Origin of the sequence: uncultured Legionella sp., from assembly GCF_937871865.1 — a bacterium.
In the GTDB taxonomy this organism is placed as follows: domain Bacteria; phylum Pseudomonadota; class Gammaproteobacteria; order Legionellales; family Legionellaceae; genus Legionella.
Map to the genome: position 1 here is coordinate 20,477 of NZ_CALMPD010000255.1, position 22,236 is coordinate 42,712.

The following is a 22,236-nucleotide window of genomic DNA, read 5'->3' on the forward strand; positions in this document are numbered from 1 at the left end:
ATGTATTATTGCCCACCAAAAAAGTCCAAATAAATGAAATACATGGATATATGCATACTTATCATATGGCGCATGGCTTTTCTAGACCAATTACATTGGCTGCTCATTTCATCTTTAGACGCAAAATATAAAGAAGCAGCTCTTTTTTAGTTTCTCTTTAATTATTAATTGATTAATATGTGAGCTATCTGGCATTATTTGATGCTCAATAATTTTTTAATGTTATAGGTATCATTCATAATGAACGAATTTAATCCCTCACATTATATTAAACAAGCGGAAGATCAACGATTCCAATCTATGTTTCCTATTGTTTACGAGCATCATACATTAAAAGGGAAACAACTGATTATTCAATATCTAAACAATAAATACATGGCGAATATTTCACAGTTACTTTATGAAGATGACCATCTTCCAATCCCTCTTGTAGAGTTTCAGAAAGAGCCAAAGCATTATTTATTTAATGTTTTCGATGTAAGAAATAAATCTGAAAATTATAGACATGCCTTTATTATTGAAGCTCGTGGAAAACACGTTGTATTGATGGTTTATATAAGAGAAGGGGCTAATGAAAGAATTTTCTATAGTGATTCTGCGCCAATGTCATTTTCCAATGAAGAAATTGCAAGGGAGCTCAATGACACAACAGAAATAAAGGTTTTATTTCATGAAGGTACCAGGCAAGCAAGCCCTGTTGGATGTTTTACTGATGCTTTGGTTTATGGCCGTGATACAACTGGAGTTAACCAATCTGGCCAATTTTTAATACCAAACTTAATTAGTTTATTAGAACAACGCGAAGAAACAATTACATCCGGATACAGTAGAATTAAATTACCAAATGAACTGTTAAAAACCTCACAAATATCTTTGTTTTTTAATTCTCACAAAAATGAAGACAAATTAGAAAAATTTTCTGGCGATTTAAATTTAGATGAGTTTAGGGACAAATATAGTAAAGAAGTCCTGATGAAGAATGAAACCACTAAAAGGATATCCACCTATCTTAATGAAAAATCATCAAAATATAGTAAAATTATCCAAATTCAATTTTATATCAATGAAATGGAAGAAAATTTAGGACGTGTTTTATCTTCGAGTGAAAAAAGCGATTTTGTTAATCAAGCAAAAAACGAATTAGAAACAGCACCAACGTTGCATCAATTTTCAGAAAAATTCTTAACATCACTCATATCCGAGTTCCCAGAAATTGAGATAACTAGTACCATTTCAGGGGTATCGCCAATGCAACTTTTAAGGCCAGGGGAATGAATTTCGGAAAGAAGCGAGGCATTGTAAAAAATAATGCTGTTAGCGATAAACCGAGCGCATTCATTATTAAAGATTAGAGGAAGTGTTCGTTCTGAATTTCATAAAGAATCTGTTGCATTTTGCAAGCGGAGCTAATCAGATAAAGAAAAACACTCGCCCGTGCCCCCGATATGATAGATGTCGGGGAATCACCTATTGTTAAAACCCATAATGAATCAGATATGAAGATAAGCTTCATGTGTTCCATCGTGTAGCGGCCCATTGCTTTTGCTGTTCTTGCGATAGGAATGTCCAGGCAACAATTCGGCTTGTTTTATTTCCTTGCTCCATGGGAATGGTTTTTATTTCCACACAAGATGCTTGGTTTAATTCCTTATAAACACGTTCAAGATTGGTTTGTTTCGATATTAAAGTAGAAAACCAGAAACAAGAATTGGAAAATTGTTTGCTTTGCGCAATCATCCGTCGCACGAATCCGATCTCGCCTCCGTTACACCATAATTCATTATGTTGTCCTCCAAAATTCAATGTCGGTCGGTGATTTTTATTCCCGGTCAAATTAGTTAATTTGCGTTGCGTGCCTGCTCGTGCTTGAGTTTCAGATGTGTGAAACGGAGGATTGCATAAGGTAAGATCGATAAATTCATTAGGCTGAATAATTCCTTGGAACACGTCGTTGGGATTTTTTTGTAATCTAAGTTTAATTGCCCCGGTTAACGCAGAGTTCATTGTAATTATTTTATTTGCCGATTTAATAGCAACAGAATCGATGTCTGCCCCAATGAATGACCACCCAAACTCATGAACACCAATAATTGGATAGATGCAATTAGCCCCTACTCCAATATCCAGGCAATTGATCTTGCCCCCTCTAGGTATCATTCCCTGATTACAAGTACCTAACAAATCGGCTATATAATGGATGTAGTCTGCTCTGCCCGGGATAGGCGGGCATAAATAATTATTAGGAATGTCCCAATGAGCTATACCATAATAGTGCTTGAGAAGCGCTCTATTGAGCATGAGCACTGCTTCAGGATTGAAAAAATCAATGCTGAGTTCATTGTAAGGATTTAATGTAACGAACGGAGCTAACATGGGACAGCTTTTAATAAGCAATTTGAAATCATAACGACCACCATGCTTATTTCGCGGATGCAATTTAGAGGAAACTTTGCGAGGTACTTTTTTATTCTTAGTCATTGCTCTAGTATAAACAGTTTTTGCTGTGAAAAAAATGGGCTAAATTCCTCGCTAATAAAAAGTTGGACTCCATAGTTGTTCTATAAAGAGTGATATAATTAAAGTAACATGGCATAACGACTATAATAAGAGTTTGTGATGAGCAAAGCGTTTACTAAAGAAGATGATGAGTATGATGAACCAGAGCAGCCTGACTTAGTGTTGCCTGACATTAAAAATTTTATGACCCCAGTTGGTTTCGCTATGTTGCAAACTGAATTACGTGATTTAGTGAGTAATGAAAGACCTAAAATTGTGAAAGTAGTCAGTTGGGCAGCGGGTAATGGGGATCGCTCAGAAAATGGGGATTACATTTATGGCAAAAAACGTTTACGTGAAATTGACAGGCGCATTCGTTATTTGATGAAACGATTGGAAAGCGCTGAAATAGTCGATCCGCAACGTCAAATAGGACTTACTCAAGTATTTTTTGGTGCCACTGTTCAATACGATAATGAAGATGGTGAATCTCATTCCGTCCAAATTGTAGGTATGGATGAAGCAGATATTAATGCAGGAAAAATAAGCTGGATATCCCCCTTGGCAAAAAGCTTATTGAAGGCCAGAGTTGGCGATAGTATTACATTACGAGTTGCTGATGGAGAACATCATTTAACAGTGACCAATATTTATTACGTCGTGTAATTTTATGCTGACAAAACCAACATGCATTATCCAATGGAATGTCGGGCGAAGCGCCCGACATTCTCACTATTCGGCGTCAGCCTTATAATTATCCGAATATTGTTGACCTAACATTTTAGCTTTAATCAAATCATCCGCTGTAAGCGTTTTTTCAAGTTCGGCCAGATTTGGTGAGGCTTTTTCAAAACCATGATTTGCAGCAGCACTGAACCATGCATAAGCCATAATGGGATCTGCTGTAACACCAATTCCGTCTCTGTAATACACCCCTAATTGATTCTGAGCTTTATTGTATCCCTGCTCAGCTGCTTTACGCATCCAAAGCACGGACTGCTCCAGATTTTTGCCAACACCATCGCCATAAAAATACATATCGGCCAAATTATATTGAGCATTGGCGTTGCCCAAATCAGCACTTTTTTGGTACCAATATGCAGCTTTTTGCAAATCACTTCTGCCTAACTTCCCAGCATCATATAAATAACCCAATTCCAATTGCGATTTTGCATGATTTTGTTCTGCCGCTTTTTCAAAATATTGTGATGCTTTATTAAAATCAACAGCAACCCCGTCACCTTGTTCGTACATCAAGCCCAGATTATATTGGGCGCTGGCATTACCCATATCAGCAGCTTTTGTGTACCAGATAATCGCTTCAGCCTTATCCTTTTTCACCCCTGTACCTGTATCATAATCATAGCCAATTGCCAAAGCTGCATTTGAATTCCCCAATTCAGCGGCTTTTTTATACCAAATCATCGCAGTTTCAGCATTTTGTGGCACGCCAGAGCCAGTATCATACATATAGCCTAAACCGTATTGACCATCGGGATTATTCTGATCTGCTGCTTTTTGATACCAGCTCAGTGCTTTTTTAAATCCTTCGGGAGTATTAAGGTACCAATAGAATCCGGCAAGAAGCACTTGGGCATCGACATTCCCTTGATTTGCTGAGGAAAGTAATAATTGTTCTGTTTTGTCGGCGTTATAAGCTACACCCTGAGCATTATAATACATTTTACCCAGCAGATATTGAGCCTTAGCATCTCCCTTCTCTGCTTCAGGAGAAAGCAAAATAAATGCCTTTTCATATCGTTTCTCATTATAAGCTGCTTCCCCTTCCTGGGTCGTAGCGAATACTGAAGAACTCATTAATGTAACCAGTGAAAGCGATAAAATATATTTCTTCATGTCCATGATGTAAACCTTATTTTAATTTGCTATCGATTTTAAGTATATGACATAATTTAAACATTGCATAAAACTAAAAATCAAATTGCTTATTTAAAGATAAGTTGTTCTTCTTAAACTATTAAATTGAATTTCAGCTTATTAATACTTTAGAATAAAAGAGTGAATAGGAGCATTGGAGATTGCTCAATAAATAAGACGTAATAACAAGAGCATCAGGCCAAAAATCATAGACTCATAGCCCAGATAGCGCCTTGTAGTACAAGGCATTCACGTATTACAACTTCGCCTAATACGGGCTACAAAATAAAACAGATGTAGCGCGGCACTGAGTGATCCAGGCATTTTGTCACACCCCACATGTTCTTTATTAATTCATTATGTTCCTTGTTGTGTCGTTCCCGCCTGCGCGGTAACGACACAATTGAGGTCAGTTTGTTCAATAACATCCCCCCCTGTTGAGGAGTCCTCAGAGCACGGCGTAATATAGGAATTGTCTCAGACATGCCCTAGCATCAGATTCTGTGCACTCATAGCTCTGCAATAACCTGTTGAGAAATTAATTTAGGCTTGGTTTGGGCATGAGCATCGACTAATAACTCATTCATTGGCAACTGAAGCAGAATCATAGGAACTATCTCTCCTGTACCCACACCATGAGTATATGTTGGACTGATTTCAACTAATTGCTGATGTAATTGTTCTACTATGGATTCAGGTATTTTGACAGTATCATCTGTTACCAAAACAATTCGATTTCCTGAATTGTTACGGGCAAAATACCAATGAGGCGCCATAGTAAAATCTGTTGCCGATAACATCGCTTGCAACTCCTGGCCACTAACCGCACAAGTCTCCAGTTTTAATAGTTGCGTCTTGTAACAAAACACCAGCCTCGGAGCATTATTTAAATAACCGGTACACGTTACTATATCTTTTAATTGATAACGCACAAAACCCATCGCAGTGGTCAAAAACACTTCATATTTTTTACCGACTTCTAACTCCCAGCATTGAATTAAATTGCTTTTATCAATATCCAGGCCTTCTTCAATAAATTCCACTATATGAGCACCAGGATGCAAGATACCGCCAAGCACACCACCACTTTCTAAAGGAACGGTTAACCAACCTTCTGTAGCAGAATATGTTCCATCAACCAAGCTTATTTTATCACCCATACGTTTTTTTAATTGTTGCGCAGGATACTCACAAAGCCCAGAGGTCCAGCAACCGGCAAGTTCCAGTGATGGCCAGAGCTGATTAAAAGTAAGAGAAGAACTATTTGCCAGGCTCTTAAGGTAGACTAGTCGCTCTTTGCTTATTTTGATGGGCGGCAATCCTTCTGGAACTGGTTTTTCACCCGATAAATAAGGAAGAAACTCATTAAATCGTCCGACACAGCGATCATAAAACGCATCAATGACCATAGGAGTCACAGCAAAAACTGCACTTAAATCACAAGCCAAGGCATACAAAGGAGACCATTGTTCATACACCTCGTCATTAGCAAAGACTTCATCAGGCATAGCATAAAAACGTTTGATGAACGCAGGCAAATTACGGTAGTTAAAATTACTGATCCAGCCCGACGGAATACCTGCTGGCGTGGTTTTATTAGTATTTACTGCAACTAAATACAACAATTCCTCTTTAAATAAATTTTTAAAGCGCTGTGTTAAAGTGTAAATATAAGGTGGCATCGTGCGTTGAAACTGCTTTTGGAAAGAAGCAGTGATGGGAAAAAATTTTCGCACCCCGGAAGTGCCCGAAGTCTCCGACCAAAATATCAGTTGCTCACCATTAAATGGCTGTATCTGCGAAGACAGTGCTGCTAATAAATCGGCTTGATACTCTTCATAAGTAGTAATAGGAAAGTCGTCAAGTGCCAGGGATTGTTTGCCTTTAAGTAAAGGAGGCCAGTAAGTAGATTGCTGCATTAAAGGAAGAATTTCTTTTGTCCATAAACGGTCACGCGCTTTTTCCGGATTACAGGTATCAACAAGAAAGGACTTATACTTGCTCTTGGTCATCGCCGCAATCAATCTTCTTTTCCAATTCATCCATTTACTCCGCAATCGTTGAAGACAGTACAGAAAATAATCTATTGTTCCGATGATAAGAACATAACTGTTCTGCCATGTGCTCCTGAAGCTCTTTGTCTATCAGTCGAGTAGAATCTAATTTATTAAGGATGAATTGTACAGCCAAATTAATCCAATCCAATTGCTTTAATTCGTCACTAAGGTTTACCTGATTGTAATGCCAGAACTGCAAGCAACAACTAGCAGCAAAAAGCCAGCAATAATGTTCTGCCAGACGAAATGCTGCCAGCCCCCTGGGATCAAATAATTTTTGTTCTCGCAATTGCTCAGCCTGTTGGTCCAATTTTTTAATTTCAAGCCGGACCGCATCAATAAGATGATTAATCGGCCCACAGTTTAATTGAGCTAGTCCAGCAAATACATCATCCTCTTCATGAGTAAAAAGTGTTAATTTATCTTCTTCAAATAGCGGACATGCATGGTCCAGATTAAACATGCGCTCTAATTTAGAAGAATCACGTAATGCATTTGTGTGACGCATCCTTGCCTGAGGTAATAAATTTCCGGCTATCAACGATAAATTCACCTGAGTGCTGCCATCAAATAACCCAACGACTTGCATGTCTCGTTTGATTTTCTGAAAGATTGCCCATGGTGTGTTCCTCAAGAATCCTCGAGCGCCCATAACAATGCCGCATTGAGTGACCAGATCGTCACACAACTCAGGGATCAGGAATTTGATAATAGCCGACCAAAAGCTCATTTTTTCCGGAAAAATCGTTCCTGCTCGAAGCACAACTAACGCGGTACAATCAGCAATTAATAATTGAGTGAATAACTCCCCTAATCGCTGTGTGACAGCAGGAATTTCATAAGCTGGTTTTCCGTAAAGTTGTCGCTCCAGACTAAAGGATAAAGTAAGGCGCAAAGCACTGTCTGCTCCGCCAACAGACAATGCGGCACATAAGGTTCTGGAAATCTGAAATGTTTTGTAGGTGATTTCAAGACCACGTTGTACAGACCCTATCAGAGCCTCTTTGGGAACATGCACTTTATCTAGAATAAAACCACTAATATCCAGCCCTCTAACCCCATGAGTAAGCAGTCTGGGTATTGGATTAAAACCCTTTGTAACTAATGATTTATCAATAAAAAAGAGGCCAAAACCCAAAAGACCACCCTTTTCATGTGTACGGCACAGCACTGAAACGGAATCACCTTCTGTGCCAAAATTAATGCACCACTTTTGCCCGGATAACTCCCAGCCATCTTCAACGGGTTTGGCTATCACTTCATTAGCAGTCAGGTCGGAGCCATGCTCCTCCTCAGTCAAAGCCAGAGCACCAATTTCACCATTGAGGATTCGTTTTGCCAGACTAGCCTTCTGCGCTGCCGTACCGGCAATCCAGAAAGGCAGCGCACTAAAAAGAGCTAAGCCCAAAGCAATAGAAACAGTAATATCGCGCTTGGCAATGGCTTTATTTAACAAGTAGATCTCGTCAAAAGATCTTAGAGAGCCTCCAAGATATTGAGGGATGAGATAACTCATAAATCCCCAATCCTGGATATACTTTAAATGCTCCCAATCCAGAATATCCTGCTCATCATGCAACAAAATCTGTTTAAAATTAGCAGGACTATCTGATGTATCAGGATTACCGAGGTATTGCTCAAAAGACTCAATTAAATTCACTAAATCTGTTATTGAAGACATCATTGCTCCTTATACAATTGAATGACGAGCACCAGGCATCTGATCCATTTTCCTGTATAAAAATTCCAAATGCTGCACCAAACGAGCACGTATTTGCATGGGTTTGATGATTTCATCAATGATCCCTAATGAATAAGCCTCAGCAAGCGAGCCATCAATGTGTCCACCATCTCCAGAACTTTGTCCCTGTTTTTGCTCTTGTACCTGTCCATCCGTGGTGTGAACTTTTTTCGTAGTTTCCTTACCCATAACGCCGAGGCTTGCCGTTTCCAGTGCCAGTACCAAGTCGCCATTCTGAGATCGGGTCTGCATCATAAGAAAGGCCGCAGCCCCATAACATTTACGCACCACCACACTCACGCGGGGAACCCGAGTCTGCATGGCAACACATAATCTCGCACCATGCTGCAGCAATCCCTTGTGCTCTTCTCTCTTACCTGGCATAAAACCCGGCACATCAATCAAGGTGAGAATAGGAATGGAATAAGCATCACAGATACGAATGAATTTTGAAGTTTTTTGCGCCGCATCAGAATCAATTGCACCGCTAAAACGAATGCTCTGATTAGCAACCACCCCCACTGCATGGCCATTAACATGAGCAAATGCACAAATCATCGCCTGTCCATAAGATTTTTTGTACTGCAATACCTCTGAACTATCAACAATTGCGTGAATCAATTCTAAAATATTAAAGGGCTGGCGTGGATTCGAGGGAATAATGGGCATAGCCTGCAACGGCTCATGTGCGGTATGAATGGGAGGGATCTCACTGGAATGAGAAGGTAAAAAATTCAACAACGTTTTGACATGATTAATTTGAGCAGCAGTGCTGTCGTCCACAAAATCAGCAATACCTGTTGTTGTCGCATGCATCCCAGTGCCACCCAGCTCACTCATAGATACTTTTTCACCAATCGCCTGTTGTACCACCATAGGACTGGTGACCATCAGATAACTGCGATGTTTGTTAAAAAATAATAAATCCATCAACACTGCCGAATAAGCAGGAGCACCAAGCGTTGGTGCAGAAATCACAGCAAGCTGCGGTACCAAACCGGATAAAGCAATATTCTTGCTGATTATTTGGGTGTATTCATCCCCGCTTAACAGATCCAAAGAAATTCCCGGCGATGCCAAAAAGGCAATAACAGGGATTTTTAAATCCAGAGCTTTATCCATTAACCGAATAATCTTGATAGCCCCTTCACGAGTCACATACCCTCTGTTTTCATTCGTATTATGAGCATAGACAGCAACAGGTCTATGGTTCACTTTTGCCAAGCCGGTAATTACTTCAGCACCAACCTTCAAATGAGATTGATTCTCAGCAATATAATCTGAACCGAGAGGGAGAAAACTGTGGGGATCAATCAGGCTGTCTATCCATTTCATCGAAGCTTTATCAGAAGATTGTGAAGACATCTATACTCCTAAATTGATTAAAAACATCCCAGATATAAAGCCTGTGGCCATTCATACTAACCGCCCCCTAATAAACTATAGCAAATCTCAATATTTACTCACTAGATTTAAATAAGAAGAAAAATATACTTGATCTACTACTATAAACAAGTGTAGTTTCAATAACGTTTTGCGCACATGGGCTTACCGAGGTGAAATTAAAATTATGGATATTTTAAAACCCGATATTAGATTTAATATTTCTGCTGCCTCTAGAATCTTACCTGATTCAGCTCCAATTACAAACCTGGATATTTTGCAACATTTCCCAAGAACAGCGCAGCAATCCCCAGCATTCCTTGAAAAATTTGCGGAAAAAATTGGAGAAGAGTTTGGTTTTTATAATCGATATTGGTGCCACAAACCGTGGGAATCATTAGACGCATCCCGAACATTGACGGCAGAATCTCTGGCAGCAAATGCTGTAAAAAAACTGATAGCAACTCGAAAACCAGAACATATTGCCGCATTTTTATTAGGCTCAACAACTAATAAACGATTTACAGGATCACAAGCTGCAGCGGTATTGGGTGAATTAGGCCTAAATGCTCCGGCTTATGATTTAAAAACAGGATGTTCTACTTCCTTATCTACCTTGCATCTGTCTTATGCCCTTATGGCCTTGGGATATAAAAATGTATTACTAAGCTGTGCCGAAACCTTATCTAAAGTCATCGATCCGGCCAATGAAAAAACCTGGATAGGTTTGGCAGATGGCGCTGCGGCTCTTTTTCTCGAACAATCAGACACTGGTGCATTTACAGTTGAAAAAAGTTTTTTTTCAACTGATGGCCAATACGTTGAAGCCTTCACTACTCAAGGGGTGTTCCCGCCAACGCAAGAACAAATAGATAACATTGGATACCATTTGCTAGGCGATGAGGCGCTTCTCAAAGAACTGGCCTATAAACGATATACTGAAATGATTACCCATCTGCTCCCAACCCAAAAAGAGAGAGATGAAATCACCTGGGTAATACCTCATCAGGTGAATCGCAAATTAATTGACGTTCTTTTAGATGAACATCAATTAAAAAATAAAATCATACTCTGGGATTCAGATAAAATTGGCAATATTGGCGGAGCCTCTATTACATACACTCTTGCCAGAGCAATTGAGGAACAATTATTTGATAAAAAGGGCAAAATATTGTTGATGAGTGTCGGTGGGGGATTGTCTTACGCAGCACAAGTCCTTCAATTCCACAATACGCATGGAGCGTTTTAAAGGAGCTATTCCTATGATAAACAAAGATTTTCACCAACTCCAATCACTGGTTGACGTATTAGGATATAGAACATCAACTGCTCCACAAAAAATAATCTGCACCTTTCTCAACAAAGAATCAGAAGAAACCATGAGCTATAGCGATTTGGACGCTCACGCGAAAGCCATCGCTGCCACCTTACAGGAACAAGGATTAAAACCTGGAGATCGCGTCCTGTTATTATTCTCCCCCGGATTACCCCTTATCCAGGCTTTTTTTGGTTGCCTTTATGCGGGATGTATTGCGGTCCCCATCTACCCACCCGCTCAAGAGAAATTACTTAAAAAAGCACAACGAATTGTACAAAACTCAACGCCCAAATTAGTTTTATTAACGTCTGCTCATTTAGAGTTTTTCACAGGCTCGAATCCTGAGACAAAAGGAAGTTTTGCCCAAATTCCTTGCCTGGCAGTCGATTCCATAAACATAACGCAAGGCACTCACTGGCGCCCTCACCACCCAGGAAAAAATGATACTGCATTCCTGCAATACACTTCCGGTTCTACCATGCACCCGAAAGGGGTAATGGTCAGCCATGGTAATTTACTGGATAATCTTGAACTGCTGGGCACCTCGTTCCACACCAATGAAGAGTCGATTTTATTCAGCTGGCTTCCCCCTCATCATGACATGGGACTAATCGGTTATATTTTGACCCCCATCTATAACATGCTGCCGGTGATTATGATGTCACCCTTTGCTTTTATAGAAAGCCCTCTTGCCTGGTTAACCAATATGACTAAATACAAAGCGACCATCAGCAGCAGCCCGAATTTTGCTTATGATTACTGCGTCAAACGAATTAAAGAGGAAAAAAAGCAGGGGTTGGATTTAAGCTCATGGAAAATTGCGTGCAATGCCGCAGAACCAGTGCGCAAAGAAACGATGGAGCATTTTTATGAGGCCTTTAAAGACTACGGATTTAACAAAGAAGCATTCTTCCCTTGTTATGGTTTAGCCGAATCAACTTTATTAGTTGCCTGCGGCACTCCTGGAACACACTATAAAACCCTCACCCTGGCCAAAGAACAATTCGAAGATCATCGCATTCACTTTGCCGAAGAAAATAGCCCAGGGAGTTACGTACTGGTAAGTTCTGGGAATATGATGCAAACCGTCAAAATAATTGATCCCGATACGTTAACACCTTGTGATACCGATCAGGTGGGCGAAATCTGGGTACGTGGCGATAGCGTGGCTTTAGGCTATTGGGAGCAAAAAGAAGAAACAGAACATGCTTTTCATGGCAAAATCAAAGGCGACCCATCCGATCTGCCTTACTTAAGAACGGGGGATCTGGGTTTTATTCATGAAGATGAATTATACATTACTGGCCGAATCAAGGATTTAATCATCCTCTATGGTAAGAACCATTATCCTCAGGACATCGAATACAGTCTGACTCATTCGGTCTTACGCCCCTTCTTAGGAAAATGTGCTGCTTTTGTAATACAGCAGGATCAGGAATATGAACTTGCCCTCGTGTGTGAAATAAAAGATGAAGCGATGGATGAGGCGGCTCGTGAGGAATTATTTAATGCAATATTTAAACTGACCTATCAAGCCCATCAATTGGAAATCAATCGTATTGCACTAATACCACCGCGCTCGATACCACATACCACCAGTGGGAAAATACGGCGTAACTTCTGCCGCAAATATCTATTGGATAATTCCCTGCCGGTAATCGCCTGCTGGCAATTAAATAAAACTAAGGATTGAATTCATGTATTTTCTATCCAGCATGTTCCCAGAGAAAGTGGCTATCCAAGATACAGATAGAAGCCTTACATTCTCTCAGCTACATGAGGAAATAAATGTTCATTCTCGGCAATTAAAGAAACTTCCTCAAGGTATTCTCATCCTGGAAGCCTCCCCTACGGTTCGCTTTGCCATTCAGTTGATGGCTGCGTTACATATAAATAAACCTGTGGCTCTCTTTTCCAATACGCTAACAGAGCAGGAATGGGACTCACGGGTGAGCCTTCTGAATAAAGCAATGACTGTTGATGAAATGGGAAATTTATTAGAATTATACCAACACAATGCAAGCCCTTATCATCCTCAATTAGCATTAATATTGTTTACTTCCGGTACAACAGGCCAAGTAAAAGCCGTTCAGTTATCTCATAAAAATATTGAATCTAATTGCCATGCAGTCATCAAAGCCTTACAGTTTTCACGTGTTGAGGATCAATTACTTTTTTTACCCTTATCCTATTCTTTTGGTTTACTAGGCCAATTACTCCCAGCATTAATGGCAGGGCTCAGCACTCAGCTCATCAGTCAATTCACCGATATAAAAAACATTCTCGAAACAGAACAAGTACCTCAAATGTGGAGTGGGGTACCGTCTCATTGGGTTGCGATCAGTAAAATGACAAGGCTTTATCCACAAAGCGTTGCGCGCATTGCCAGCATTGTTTCTGCTGGAGCACCATTACCACTCTCATTAAGAACAGAATTAACCACTGTATTTCGGAATGCCATTATTTATAATAATTACGGACTGACCGAGGCCTCTCCAAGAGTACTCACCTACTCCAGTGAAGATGTACTTTTTTCCGAGAATTATGCAGGCTATCCTGTGGGTGACTGGCAACTGCGATTATCAGAAGAGAGCGAATTATTAATTCAGGGTAGTCAAATAATGCTTGGTTATCTGGGTGATGAACACAATGAAAAAATAGATAAGGGTTGGTTACACACTGGAGATATTGCCGAAATTCTCCCATCAGGATTAGTTGCGATTAAAGGACGTCGAGATAACCAGGTCAATATCGGTGGGGAAAAGGTGAATCTGACAGAAATAGAACAAAAATTATGCTTGATGGATGGGATAAGGGAAGTAGTCGTACTGCCTGTAACCGACGAACTGTACGGTATTCGCTTGATTGCATGTTTTGAACAAAGTGTCATTGCTCCGCAATTAACGGAACAACAATTAACAGAAAAGATTCAGCTTCACCTGCTCCCTAGAAAACTGCCTATTAGTGTACGATTAGTCGACCATTTGCCGCGCAATCAGCACGGTAAGCTGGACCGAACCATGCTAAAAGGCCTATTGACGTTTCAACAGTAAATATTTTGATCTTAAGGAACCACATTATGTTAAGCGATAGAATTCAAAAAACCATGGAACGCGTTGGCCTAGGTAATCTTCCTCTGGATAAAAATGCAAAACTGGAACAAGGCGGCCTGGATAGTTTAATGCTGGCCTTGTTAATCATCGAATTAGAACAAGAGTTCCAAATAAAAATCCCCGTAATTCCATTGGTAAAAGAGCATTATGAAACCAGAGCAAGTATAGAAAAACACCTTATTGAATTGGGGGCAAAATGAATCTGCTCATAACTGGAGGTTCTTCCGATATTGCTCAAGCTATAGCCAAAAGACGCCTTGAAATGGGTGACAGCATAATCATCACTGCATCGAGTGAACAGAGTCTAAATCAGACGCTGGAACTGTATCATCAAAAAAAAATGAAGGTATCAGGTTTTGTTTATGATTTTACCCAACCTGAATCCTGTGAAAAAGATTTGGAAACATTATTACAAAATCCTATTGATGGTTTAGTGCTTAATGCATTTACTCGCGTTTCGCAGCTGCGCAAATTACATGCTCTACCGTTTAATTCCATCCGTACCTATATCGATAATAATATCAATGGCAATATTTGGCTGATTCAAAAAATACTGTCCTCTATGTTACTCAATAAAATGGGACGTCTGGTACTTATTTCAAGCTTGTCTTCCGTTACAGGCACCAGCCGTTATCCTGCCTATTGTGCTGCAAAGGCGGCTTTAGAAGGACTGTTTCTCAACCTGGCCGTGGATTACAGCTCCAGGAATATTTTATCTAATATAGTGAGAGTGGGGTTGATTAAAACGTCGCGAACAGAACAATTCTGGACAAATCCCCTTTATCAGGAAAAAGTAGCAAAAATCATCCCCCAAGGCAGCATGGGAGAGCCGGCTCAGGTTGCCGAAGCAATGGATCCGTTGTTGTCCAAAACGTCATTTATAACGGGTTCCGTACTAACAGTAAGTGGCGGTTTACCTTTAATGAGCTCCGAAGGATTATTATCATAATGAACTTATTACGTATTGAAAAACCGGTTTATCTTAAAGGCCCCTATATAGCCTTACCCGATAAAGTGATGAGCAACCAGAACGTTTTAGACTGGATGAACAGTACCCAAAATCCAGCCCTGGTTGGATTTTCTACCGGAATCAGAAACAGACGATGGGCGAATGAAGACCAGGCATGTAGCGATCTGGCAGTTCTTGCAGCAGAGCGATTGTTTGCCGAAAAACCCGATGAGAAAAATAGAATAACTCAGGTTATATTATCAACTATTTCAGGTGATTATATTGCCCCTCCCAGCAGTCCTTTAATTCAGTACAGACTTGGTCTGTCTCAAGCAGGTGCCTTTGATGTGGGCGCGGCTTGTGCAGGTTTTGTTGTAGGATTACATACCAGTGCAGCCATTGCTCAGGCAAGTTCTGGTGCAGTATTACTTATCGCCAGTGAGATTCGTTCCAAATTTTTGAACAAAAATAATTTTGCCACATCAGTGCTGTTTGGTGACGGTGCGGCAGCTTGTACTGTTTCTCAAAATGCAGAACAAGCCGAGTTCCGTTTTCTCGCCTCTGCATTGTTTGCTGATGGTGAAGTAAGTGACACCGTATCAACCCCTGCAGGTGGTTCACGCTTACCTGCTGCTCTTTGCACCAACCCGGAACAATTCTACATTACGATTAGAGAGAGCACTGCCCTGTTTGTAAAAGCCGTCCATGGTATGGTTGATAGTGCGCAAATGTTTTTGAAGGAATTAAATATGAACATCGCTGATATTGATTGGCTTGTTCCTCATCAGGGAAATAAGAATCTAGTCTTATCAGTCGCTAAACAGCTAGGAGTTCCTGAAGAGCGCGTCATTAAAATTGTTGAAGAAACAGGCAATACTTCAGGGGCCAGCGTTGGAATCGCACTTGACGATTTAAGAGCGAATTATCCAATCAAAACCGGTGAAAAAGTGCTTCTCGTAGCAGCTGGAGGAGGAGGAATTGCCGCCAGCGCCTTGCTAGAGGTTATTTAACCGGTTATGTAGCGTGTCGTGATGCTTTTGGGCGAGGTTTACCCTCTCCCCAACCCTCTACCGCGCTCACCTTCTGTGTTTTCAATAAATGACTGTCGCGGGCGAGGGAGTTTATGTTGTACAGTTCGTTGAAGTCAGCCTTACTGTTGAAATTTTGTCAAACAAGCTACTTCTTATCTTAAGTTTGAACAAAACACTCTAATAATGAAATTGCCGCCTGCACCTATGCTTGGGTGGGGAGCATTAGCTCAAATCTATCGTTCACTCTCTACCGCACTCACCTTCTGTGTTTTCAATAATTTACTGTCGTGGGCGAGGGAATTTTATGTTTTTAAATTTATTGGATGAGGTATTTCAATTGCAATTTTTACTAATAAAAACAGCCCACAGCCTTAAGTTTGAACCAATAGCCCCCTCGCCCGCGACCAATAAATGAACTGTGCGATGAACTCGTTCGCGGGAGAGAGTTGGGGAGAGGGCTTGGTTTGCGATTAATTCCAATTTCTTAGCGATTTTTTCCTATCTGCTCGTTGTCCCTAATACTTGAGTTCCCCAGAGCAATTTTTTTATTGCTGCGTGAAATCGTACAAATTCTTATACGTATGGAATTTCATCGCGTCTTCTTCTGTGACTGGTATTTGATAGTCTTCACTGAGGATGGCTAGCAGCTCAACAATTTTCAAAGAGTCTAATTGCAAATCCTCTATAAGAGCCGTATCGTTATTAATTTCTTCTGCTTTTGCTCCAGATAACTTGCAAATAATTTCTTTTAGTTGAGCGTCAGTTATTTTCATATTGTCCTCTTAAGTTGTCGGCGATTCATCTCGAATCGCCAGATAATACCAAGCTGCCAGTGAGCTTAGACCAAATGCCAATAATATAACAGCCAAAGAATAATGTCCGAAACTTTTAAAAGCAGCAATACAGCCACTAGTCAATGCCGCACTAAAATCCTGCATACTGGCATATAAAGCCCCAGCTGTTCCTGCCATTTGAGGAAAAGGATGAAAAGCTCCAGCAAAGGCATTAATAAATGTGAAGCCTACCCCAATGCTAAACAAGGACACCGGAATCATAATACTTAACACATGCCTCATTCCCAGAATGGAACATAACAACATGCTCGCGCCACCAATAATCATAAACAACACACCAATCAAGACCATAAAAGAAACCCCTTTATGCATCACTAACTGACTGTTGACTATCCCGCTAATACAAATTGCACCAGCTATAAAAAAAGTTAATTGACCGAATTCAAGGGGACTCAATCCCAGCTCATTCTGAAATAAAAAAGGAGATATGGTCAGATAAGCAACCAAACCCGCCAAAGCAAAACAGGCGCATAAGGTGTATCCCAGAAACACTTTACTATGCAGCAAAATAGAATAATTAGACTTCATTACTCTTAATTTTGTTGCATCAGGATTGAGATGCTTATTCGTTTCAGGAAGAACATACAAAGCCATACACCAGACAGCTACTCCCAAAACAATTAAGAAGAGGAAATTGGCTCTCCAGTCAAAATGTTCCTGAATGTATCCACCTAAAGTAGGCGAAGCCGCCATTATAAAAATACTGACTATGCCTACATAAGAGCCAATTTTGGCTAACATGCGATCAGTAAATAAATCACGAACCAGTGATCGCCCAACAGAATTACACACCCCAATACCAAAGCCTTGCAAAAAACGACCGAAGATCAGTACTGTTGTAGAAGGAGCCATAAAGCAAAATACACTTCCCATAATGCTTAATCCAACCCCAAATAAAATGGGTGGCTTACGCCCTATGCGATCGGATAATGGGCCATAAAAAACATGGGAAATCCCTAAACCTAACATAAAAAATGTCAAGGTTAATTGCAGTGTTGCTTCATTACTTTGAAAAAATTTGGTAATGGCAGGTAAAGAAGGAACATATTGATCTGTAGTCGTTTGCATTAATGCCATCAGCATTAGAATGACAAAAATTAACAGCGGTTTTATAACTTGAGGATTCTGTTCCTGTTGCATTAACTGTCCTTATAAAATCGTATCGATCAGCCTGTCGAGACTCAATAATAATATTACCAGGATCTGCTTGCATCCAATGCACAAACTAACGGCACGTCAGAATTTTAGACTGGAAGGCTCGCCTCGCTGCCATAAAGTTAAGGATTTTTGGCCGTCATCCGAGAAGCTAGCCACGAAGGAGCTGCCTCCCCTTAGGCCTATTTACCTTTTTACAATAGCAAAAATAGCTATTTTATAAAGTAGATCATTTACAAACACAGTTAAATTGTATAGTAATAAGGAGAATAAATCCCTTAATTTATAATAAAAAAGGTTATATATGGACATAAATTTCATGCTTCTTGCATCTCCTATATTCCTGATATTAATAGGAATTGAATTTATCATCTCCATATATAAGAAAAACAGGCTCTATCTTTTAAACGACACAGTTAATAATTTCTGCAGCGGGATACTAGAAGAAATAGGCACCCTGCCCTTTCGTGGATTTATCCTATTCAGTTATTATTATTTATACGAACATTATGCCTATTTCACGATTAATCCTCATTCCGCGCTCTCCTGGTTTTTACTTTGGCTAGGCGTTGATTTTTGCTATTACTGGTATCATAGAGCAAGCCACAGAAATAACTTCTTTTGGATGGGCCACTCGGTGCATCATCAAAGCGAACAGTACAATTTATCTGTTGCATTAAGACAAGGATTTTTTCAGACTATGTCTTCCTGGGTATTTTATTTACCCTTGGCTTTAATCGGGTTCCCGACCTGGATGTTTATTGCCGTCGTAGGCCTTAATACCATCTACCAATTTTGGCTACACACCCCATTCATTAATAAAATGGGGTGGTTTGAACTATTATTTAATACCCCATCTCATCATCGAGTGCACCATGGAAAAAACCCACAATACATCGACAAGAATTACGCTGGTAGTTTAATTATCTGGGACAAGTTATTTGGCACTTTTGAACCAGAAGATGAACCTGCCGAGTATGGTGTAACTGAACCACTGGACTCATGGAATCCCTTCTACGCCAATATAAAAGTCATTAAAGACATCCTGCATTATGGAAAAGGTTTAAGTAATAAATTCAATATGCTCCGAGCGTTGTTTATGCCTCCTGAATGGATAATTAATCGATTACAGCAAGATGGCGTCCCAATAGTTAAAAGATCTACACCGCCTCCGAATACCCAGTCACCAATTATTTATATGATATTGAATACAGCCATGGCTGTTATTTTATATACTTATTTATCAATGGTTTTTAATCCACATACCCCGGGCTCATGGAGCATTGCAGCTATAATATTACTGACCCTGTTCTTGCTCGGAAAAGTAGCGAACGGTAACTTGAATATACAATGGCTAGAAACAATACGTGCTGTATTTGTAAGTTTAAGTATTATGTACTTGACTCATAATCTGATTCTTGCAGTGGGTGTTGGAATCTTATTTTTTATTTGTAATCATTTGCTTGGTCATTATCGTTCGTTTAGAGTTTTTTCATGCTTCATTCGCGAACAAAGAGGTGCATCACCAAAGTAATGATTCAAAAACATACTTGGAGAAACAGCTTCATTAAAGGAATTGCAAGATGATAAATTTTAAATCAATTAAAAAACGCATGGTTGTTTTAACTCTATTACTCAATAGCACATTTATTGTGTCTTCCTGCGCATCAACATCCAATGGTAGTGCCACTTACTCAGCATCAGATGCAGCTGGCGGAGGTATTGGAAGTGGCGGAGCTGGAGGGGGAGGTCCCGGTGGAGGACGCTAAGAACAGTTCACATCGTATTTAAACACGTGCACATATGGCGGCACTTAATCCTCTTTTTGATTGAAGTGCTGCATAACAAAATCCAGGACAGCCCGTTTCACTACCTTTACCTCATTACCTCGATAAGCTAACCAATTGAATATATATTGAGGGAAATTATCGCCATAAATATTCACTCATAATCTATATGGGTACATTCAGTATTAGATTGCACTTTGATGAGCATTTTTTATCATCAAGATAATTCAAGATCCGCCAAATACGGCCGCTCAAACTCGTTGCGGACGATGCCTTCTTTCAACTCCTCCGGCAAGAACCCCGCAGTCTGAGCATCCCACATCGATTTGTAAAGACCATTTTGCTCTATTAACTCATCATGGGTTCCGTCTTCGACGATTACTCCTTTATCAAATACCAGAATTCTATCCATATTGAGCAGGGTTGATAGTTTATGAGCTACTACTATTGTTGTTCTATTTTCACAGAGTGGTTTTAGAGATTCTTGTATGTATTCTTCGGTTAGGGAATCGAGCTGGGAAGTTGCTTCATCTAAAATGAGGATGGAGGAATGATGCAGAAATGCACGAGCTATCGCGATTCGTTGTCTTTGGCCACCAGAGAGCTTGGTTCCGCGTTCTCCTACCATAGTATCAAATCCTTTAGAAAGATTTTGGATGAAATCGGTACAATTGGCTTTGAATGCTGCGGTGAATACTTCTTCTTGTGTGCAGCCCTCTTTTCCGTACTTTATGTTTTCCAGCAGAGTCCGGTGGAATAAATGAGTATCTTGCGGAATCATACTGATTCCTTTTCTTAATGAATATTGACTTACTTGGCTAATGTCTTGGTTATCTATCAGTATTGTTCCGCTTTGTATATCAAAATAGCGCAGTAACAAATTAATAAAGGTGGTTTTTCCGCTGCCTGAATAGCCGACCAGCCCCACTTTCTGCTTTGCTGGAATTATCAAAGTTTTATTGTTAAATAACTTTAACCCTTCTTTATGATGAAAGGTTACGTTTTCAAAACGAATCTCACCTTGAGTTACTTTGAGCTCCCCTGCATTGACAGGATCTTTTACTTCTATTGGCAATGATAATATTGCCAGAGCTTGTTTTACTATGCCTATTTCTATAAAAAGATCGGATAAAGCATTACTAAGGCTCCACATTTGGTTCATTATGGCGAAAGAGGTTGTGAAGATAAACACCAGATCGCCTGTACTTATTAATTGCTTTTGCCAAAAACTGACAACCGAATAAATCATCACGACCAGCATGATGCTTACGGGGATATCAACCAACAATCGAAATAAGTTGATAAAAAGTACTAGTCGCTTATTACTCTGAATTTCTTGATTTTGGGTGTTCCAGATGTACTTTTTTTCATATTTATTTTGGGCAAACAGCTTCACAGTATTGATATTGCTTAGAGAGTCCACAATTTTTCCATTCAGCTTGCTTTTATCTTCTGAGTTTACTTTAGCTAACGTGTTTATGTGTTTCGCTGAATACAGGCTAATTATTAATTGAACGATAATCCAGGTTAAGAGAATAAAGGCGAACCAAGGATTAATGGTCATCATAAAAAACATGGAAACAGTGATTGCGGCAAAGGTTGTTAATACGTTCCAGGAAATTATTTTACGAATCGCTTCTATTGAACGCGGTAAATCACTGATCTTGTTCGCCAGATTCCCTGCCAGCTGATTCGAGAAAAAATGATGAGAGTGTTGAATCAGATAACTGTATACAGTCATTCTGATATTGGCCTGCAATTTTGGCACAATATAAGCCTGCCACCAGTTTTGCAGCCGCAAAATAGTAATAAAACCAAACCAGGCCCCCCCACCTAGCCATAAAGCAGGGGCTATTTCTTCAAAAATGGTCGATTTGTTCCCTTGATGATTGGAGATTCCATCCACTATCATTTTTAGGGAATAAGGAATCACGTTACTTTCCAATATCATTGCCACTGGTGCTATAAAAAAAAGAAAATACGTCCAGGGGCTTTGTTTTATGAAGTGCCAAACAAAATGATGTATTTTATGAGGTAATCGTTGTAAGTCAGACATATGCACATCCTTGTATAAAAATCTGGTACTTCTTCACAATTAAGATATCAAAGCTTAGCCAAAAGGGAAGCTTTTCAAGAGAACAAGCTGATAAAAGCCCCAAAAAACAGCATATTTTAGACTGGATGTACTATCATTAATCTATAGGCAATCAATGGATGGCTAAGATGTTGGTTATTAAACAGAAAATCACTCTCTTGCTTTTGCTGCTTCCCCTATTGGCTTATGCAGAGAATCTGACTAATCCCTACATGATTCCGATAAAAATAAACATGCAGGATTGTATTAAAGAAAATACGAAGGACTGTCTGCGATCCACTTGTATAGCCTCTCCCGCTTCATGTCATTCAGAATGCGCGGCAAATTCTTCAGATAAGTGCAAGATGTTGTCGCGCCAAACTATTTATGATGATTAGGA

The 22,236-nt window shown here is 39.9% G+C and carries 19 protein-coding genes; 11 read left to right on the forward strand and 8 right to left on the reverse strand.

Features of this window, described 5'->3' with window-relative positions:
• Nucleotides 1–240: 240 nt before the first annotated feature.
• Complete coding sequence (locus tag Q0495_RS13650; RefSeq protein ID WP_298627265.1) at nt 241–1,275, forward strand: hypothetical protein; 1,035 nt, start codon at nt 241–243, stop codon at nt 1,273–1,275.
• 234 nt (nt 1,276–1,509) lie between these two features.
• On the opposite strand, the gene rlmF is transcribed toward Q0495_RS13650, so the two are convergent.
• Nucleotides 1,510–2,478 (reverse strand): 23S rRNA (adenine(1618)-N(6))-methyltransferase RlmF, encoded by a 969-nt coding sequence (gene rlmF, locus Q0495_RS13655; RefSeq protein ID WP_298627267.1) that lies wholly within the window; start codon nt 2,476–2,478, stop codon nt 1,510–1,512.
• A gap of 138 nt (nt 2,479–2,616) precedes the next feature.
• Here rlmF and greB point away from each other — a divergent pair, with 138 nt between their 5' ends.
• Nucleotides 2,617–3,162, forward strand: coding sequence for a transcription elongation factor GreB (greB, locus tag Q0495_RS13660; protein ID WP_298627269.1), 546 nt, complete (start codon nt 2,617–2,619; stop codon nt 3,160–3,162).
• A 66-nt stretch (nt 3,163–3,228) separates the two neighbouring features.
• Here the strand turns inward: greB and Q0495_RS13665 are convergent, their stop codons facing one another.
• The 4 genes from Q0495_RS13665 to Q0495_RS13680 form a co-directional block, all read right to left on the reverse strand.
• Entirely contained in the window at nt 3,229–4,359 is a 1,131-nt protein-coding gene (locus Q0495_RS13665; RefSeq protein ID WP_298627271.1) for an SEL1-like repeat protein, read from the reverse strand.
• Nucleotides 4,360–4,883: 524 nt separating this feature from the next.
• On the reverse strand, nt 4,884–6,416 hold the full coding sequence (locus Q0495_RS13670; RefSeq protein ID WP_298627273.1) for a GH3 auxin-responsive promoter family protein: 1,533 nt from the start codon (nt 6,414–6,416) through the stop codon (nt 4,884–4,886).
• Between the two features lie 4 nt (nt 6,417–6,420).
• Nucleotides 6,421–8,112: an acyl-CoA dehydrogenase gene (locus Q0495_RS13675; RefSeq protein ID WP_367274431.1), complete on the reverse strand. Its 1,692-nt coding sequence runs from the start codon at nt 8,110–8,112 to the stop codon at nt 6,421–6,423.
• Between the two features lie 9 nt (nt 8,113–8,121).
• Nucleotides 8,122–9,537, reverse strand: a complete 1,416-nt coding sequence (locus Q0495_RS13680) for a carboxyl transferase domain-containing protein (RefSeq protein WP_298627277.1) — start codon at nt 9,535–9,537, stop codon at nt 8,122–8,124.
• Between the two features lie 205 nt (nt 9,538–9,742).
• Between Q0495_RS13680 and Q0495_RS13685 the strand changes: the two genes are divergently transcribed.
• From Q0495_RS13685 to Q0495_RS13710, 6 genes are read left to right on the forward strand one after another with little or no spacing between them, the layout of a single operon-like run.
• Nucleotides 9,743–10,804: a 3-oxoacyl-ACP synthase III family protein gene (locus Q0495_RS13685; RefSeq protein WP_298627279.1), complete on the forward strand. Its 1,062-nt coding sequence runs from the start codon at nt 9,743–9,745 to the stop codon at nt 10,802–10,804.
• A 16-nt stretch (nt 10,805–10,820) separates the two neighbouring features.
• Complete coding sequence (locus Q0495_RS13690; protein WP_298627310.1) at nt 10,821–12,566, forward strand: fatty acyl-AMP ligase; 1,746 nt, start codon at nt 10,821–10,823, stop codon at nt 12,564–12,566.
• Between the two features lie 4 nt (nt 12,567–12,570).
• On the forward strand, nt 12,571–13,926 hold the full coding sequence (locus tag Q0495_RS13695; RefSeq protein WP_298627281.1) for a class I adenylate-forming enzyme family protein: 1,356 nt from the start codon (nt 12,571–12,573) through the stop codon (nt 13,924–13,926).
• 26 nt (nt 13,927–13,952) lie between these two features.
• On the forward strand, nt 13,953–14,186 hold the full coding sequence (locus Q0495_RS13700; protein ID WP_298627283.1) for an acyl carrier protein: 234 nt from the start codon (nt 13,953–13,955) through the stop codon (nt 14,184–14,186).
• A complete protein-coding gene (locus tag Q0495_RS13705) occupies nt 14,183–14,935 on the forward strand; it encodes an SDR family NAD(P)-dependent oxidoreductase (protein WP_298627285.1) in 753 nt (250 codons plus the stop codon). Before Q0495_RS13700 ends, Q0495_RS13705 begins: the two co-directional genes overlap by 4 nt.
• Entirely contained in the window at nt 14,935–15,945 is a 1,011-nt protein-coding gene (locus Q0495_RS13710) for a 3-oxoacyl-ACP synthase III family protein (RefSeq protein ID WP_298627287.1), read from the forward strand. The genes Q0495_RS13705 and Q0495_RS13710 overlap by 1 nt, the downstream gene beginning before the upstream one ends.
• 566 nt (nt 15,946–16,511) lie before the next feature.
• Here Q0495_RS13710 and Q0495_RS13715 read toward each other — a convergent pair.
• Both Q0495_RS13715 and Q0495_RS13720 read right to left on the reverse strand, forming a co-directional pair.
• Nucleotides 16,512–16,739, reverse strand: coding sequence for an acyl carrier protein (locus Q0495_RS13715; RefSeq protein ID WP_298627289.1), 228 nt, complete (start codon nt 16,737–16,739; stop codon nt 16,512–16,514).
• A 9-nt stretch (nt 16,740–16,748) separates the two neighbouring features.
• Nucleotides 16,749–17,960 (reverse strand): multidrug effflux MFS transporter, encoded by a 1,212-nt coding sequence (locus tag Q0495_RS13720; protein ID WP_298627291.1) that lies wholly within the window; start codon nt 17,958–17,960, stop codon nt 16,749–16,751.
• A 319-nt stretch (nt 17,961–18,279) separates the two neighbouring features.
• Here Q0495_RS13720 and Q0495_RS13725 point away from each other — a divergent pair, with 319 nt between their 5' ends.
• Nucleotides 18,280–19,509, forward strand: a complete 1,230-nt coding sequence (locus tag Q0495_RS13725) for a sterol desaturase family protein (protein WP_298627292.1) — start codon at nt 18,280–18,282, stop codon at nt 19,507–19,509.
• Nucleotides 19,510–19,558: 49 nt separating this feature from the next.
• Nucleotides 19,559–19,744, forward strand: a complete 186-nt coding sequence (locus Q0495_RS13730) for a hypothetical protein (protein ID WP_298627293.1) — start codon at nt 19,559–19,561, stop codon at nt 19,742–19,744.
• Nucleotides 19,745–19,979: 235 nt separating this feature from the next.
• Here Q0495_RS13730 and Q0495_RS13735 read toward each other — a convergent pair whose 3' ends face one another.
• Nucleotides 19,980–21,818, reverse strand: a complete 1,839-nt coding sequence (locus Q0495_RS13735) for an ABC transporter ATP-binding protein (RefSeq protein ID WP_298627295.1) — start codon at nt 21,816–21,818, stop codon at nt 19,980–19,982.
• Nucleotides 21,819–21,985: 167 nt separating this feature from the next.
• Between Q0495_RS13735 and Q0495_RS13740 the strand changes: the two genes are divergently transcribed.
• Nucleotides 21,986–22,234 carry a hypothetical protein gene (locus Q0495_RS13740; RefSeq protein ID WP_298627297.1) on the forward strand — a complete coding sequence of 83 codons (249 nt, stop codon included), beginning with the start codon at nt 21,986–21,988 and terminating at the stop codon, nt 22,232–22,234.
• Nucleotides 22,235–22,236: the final 2 nt, after the last annotated feature.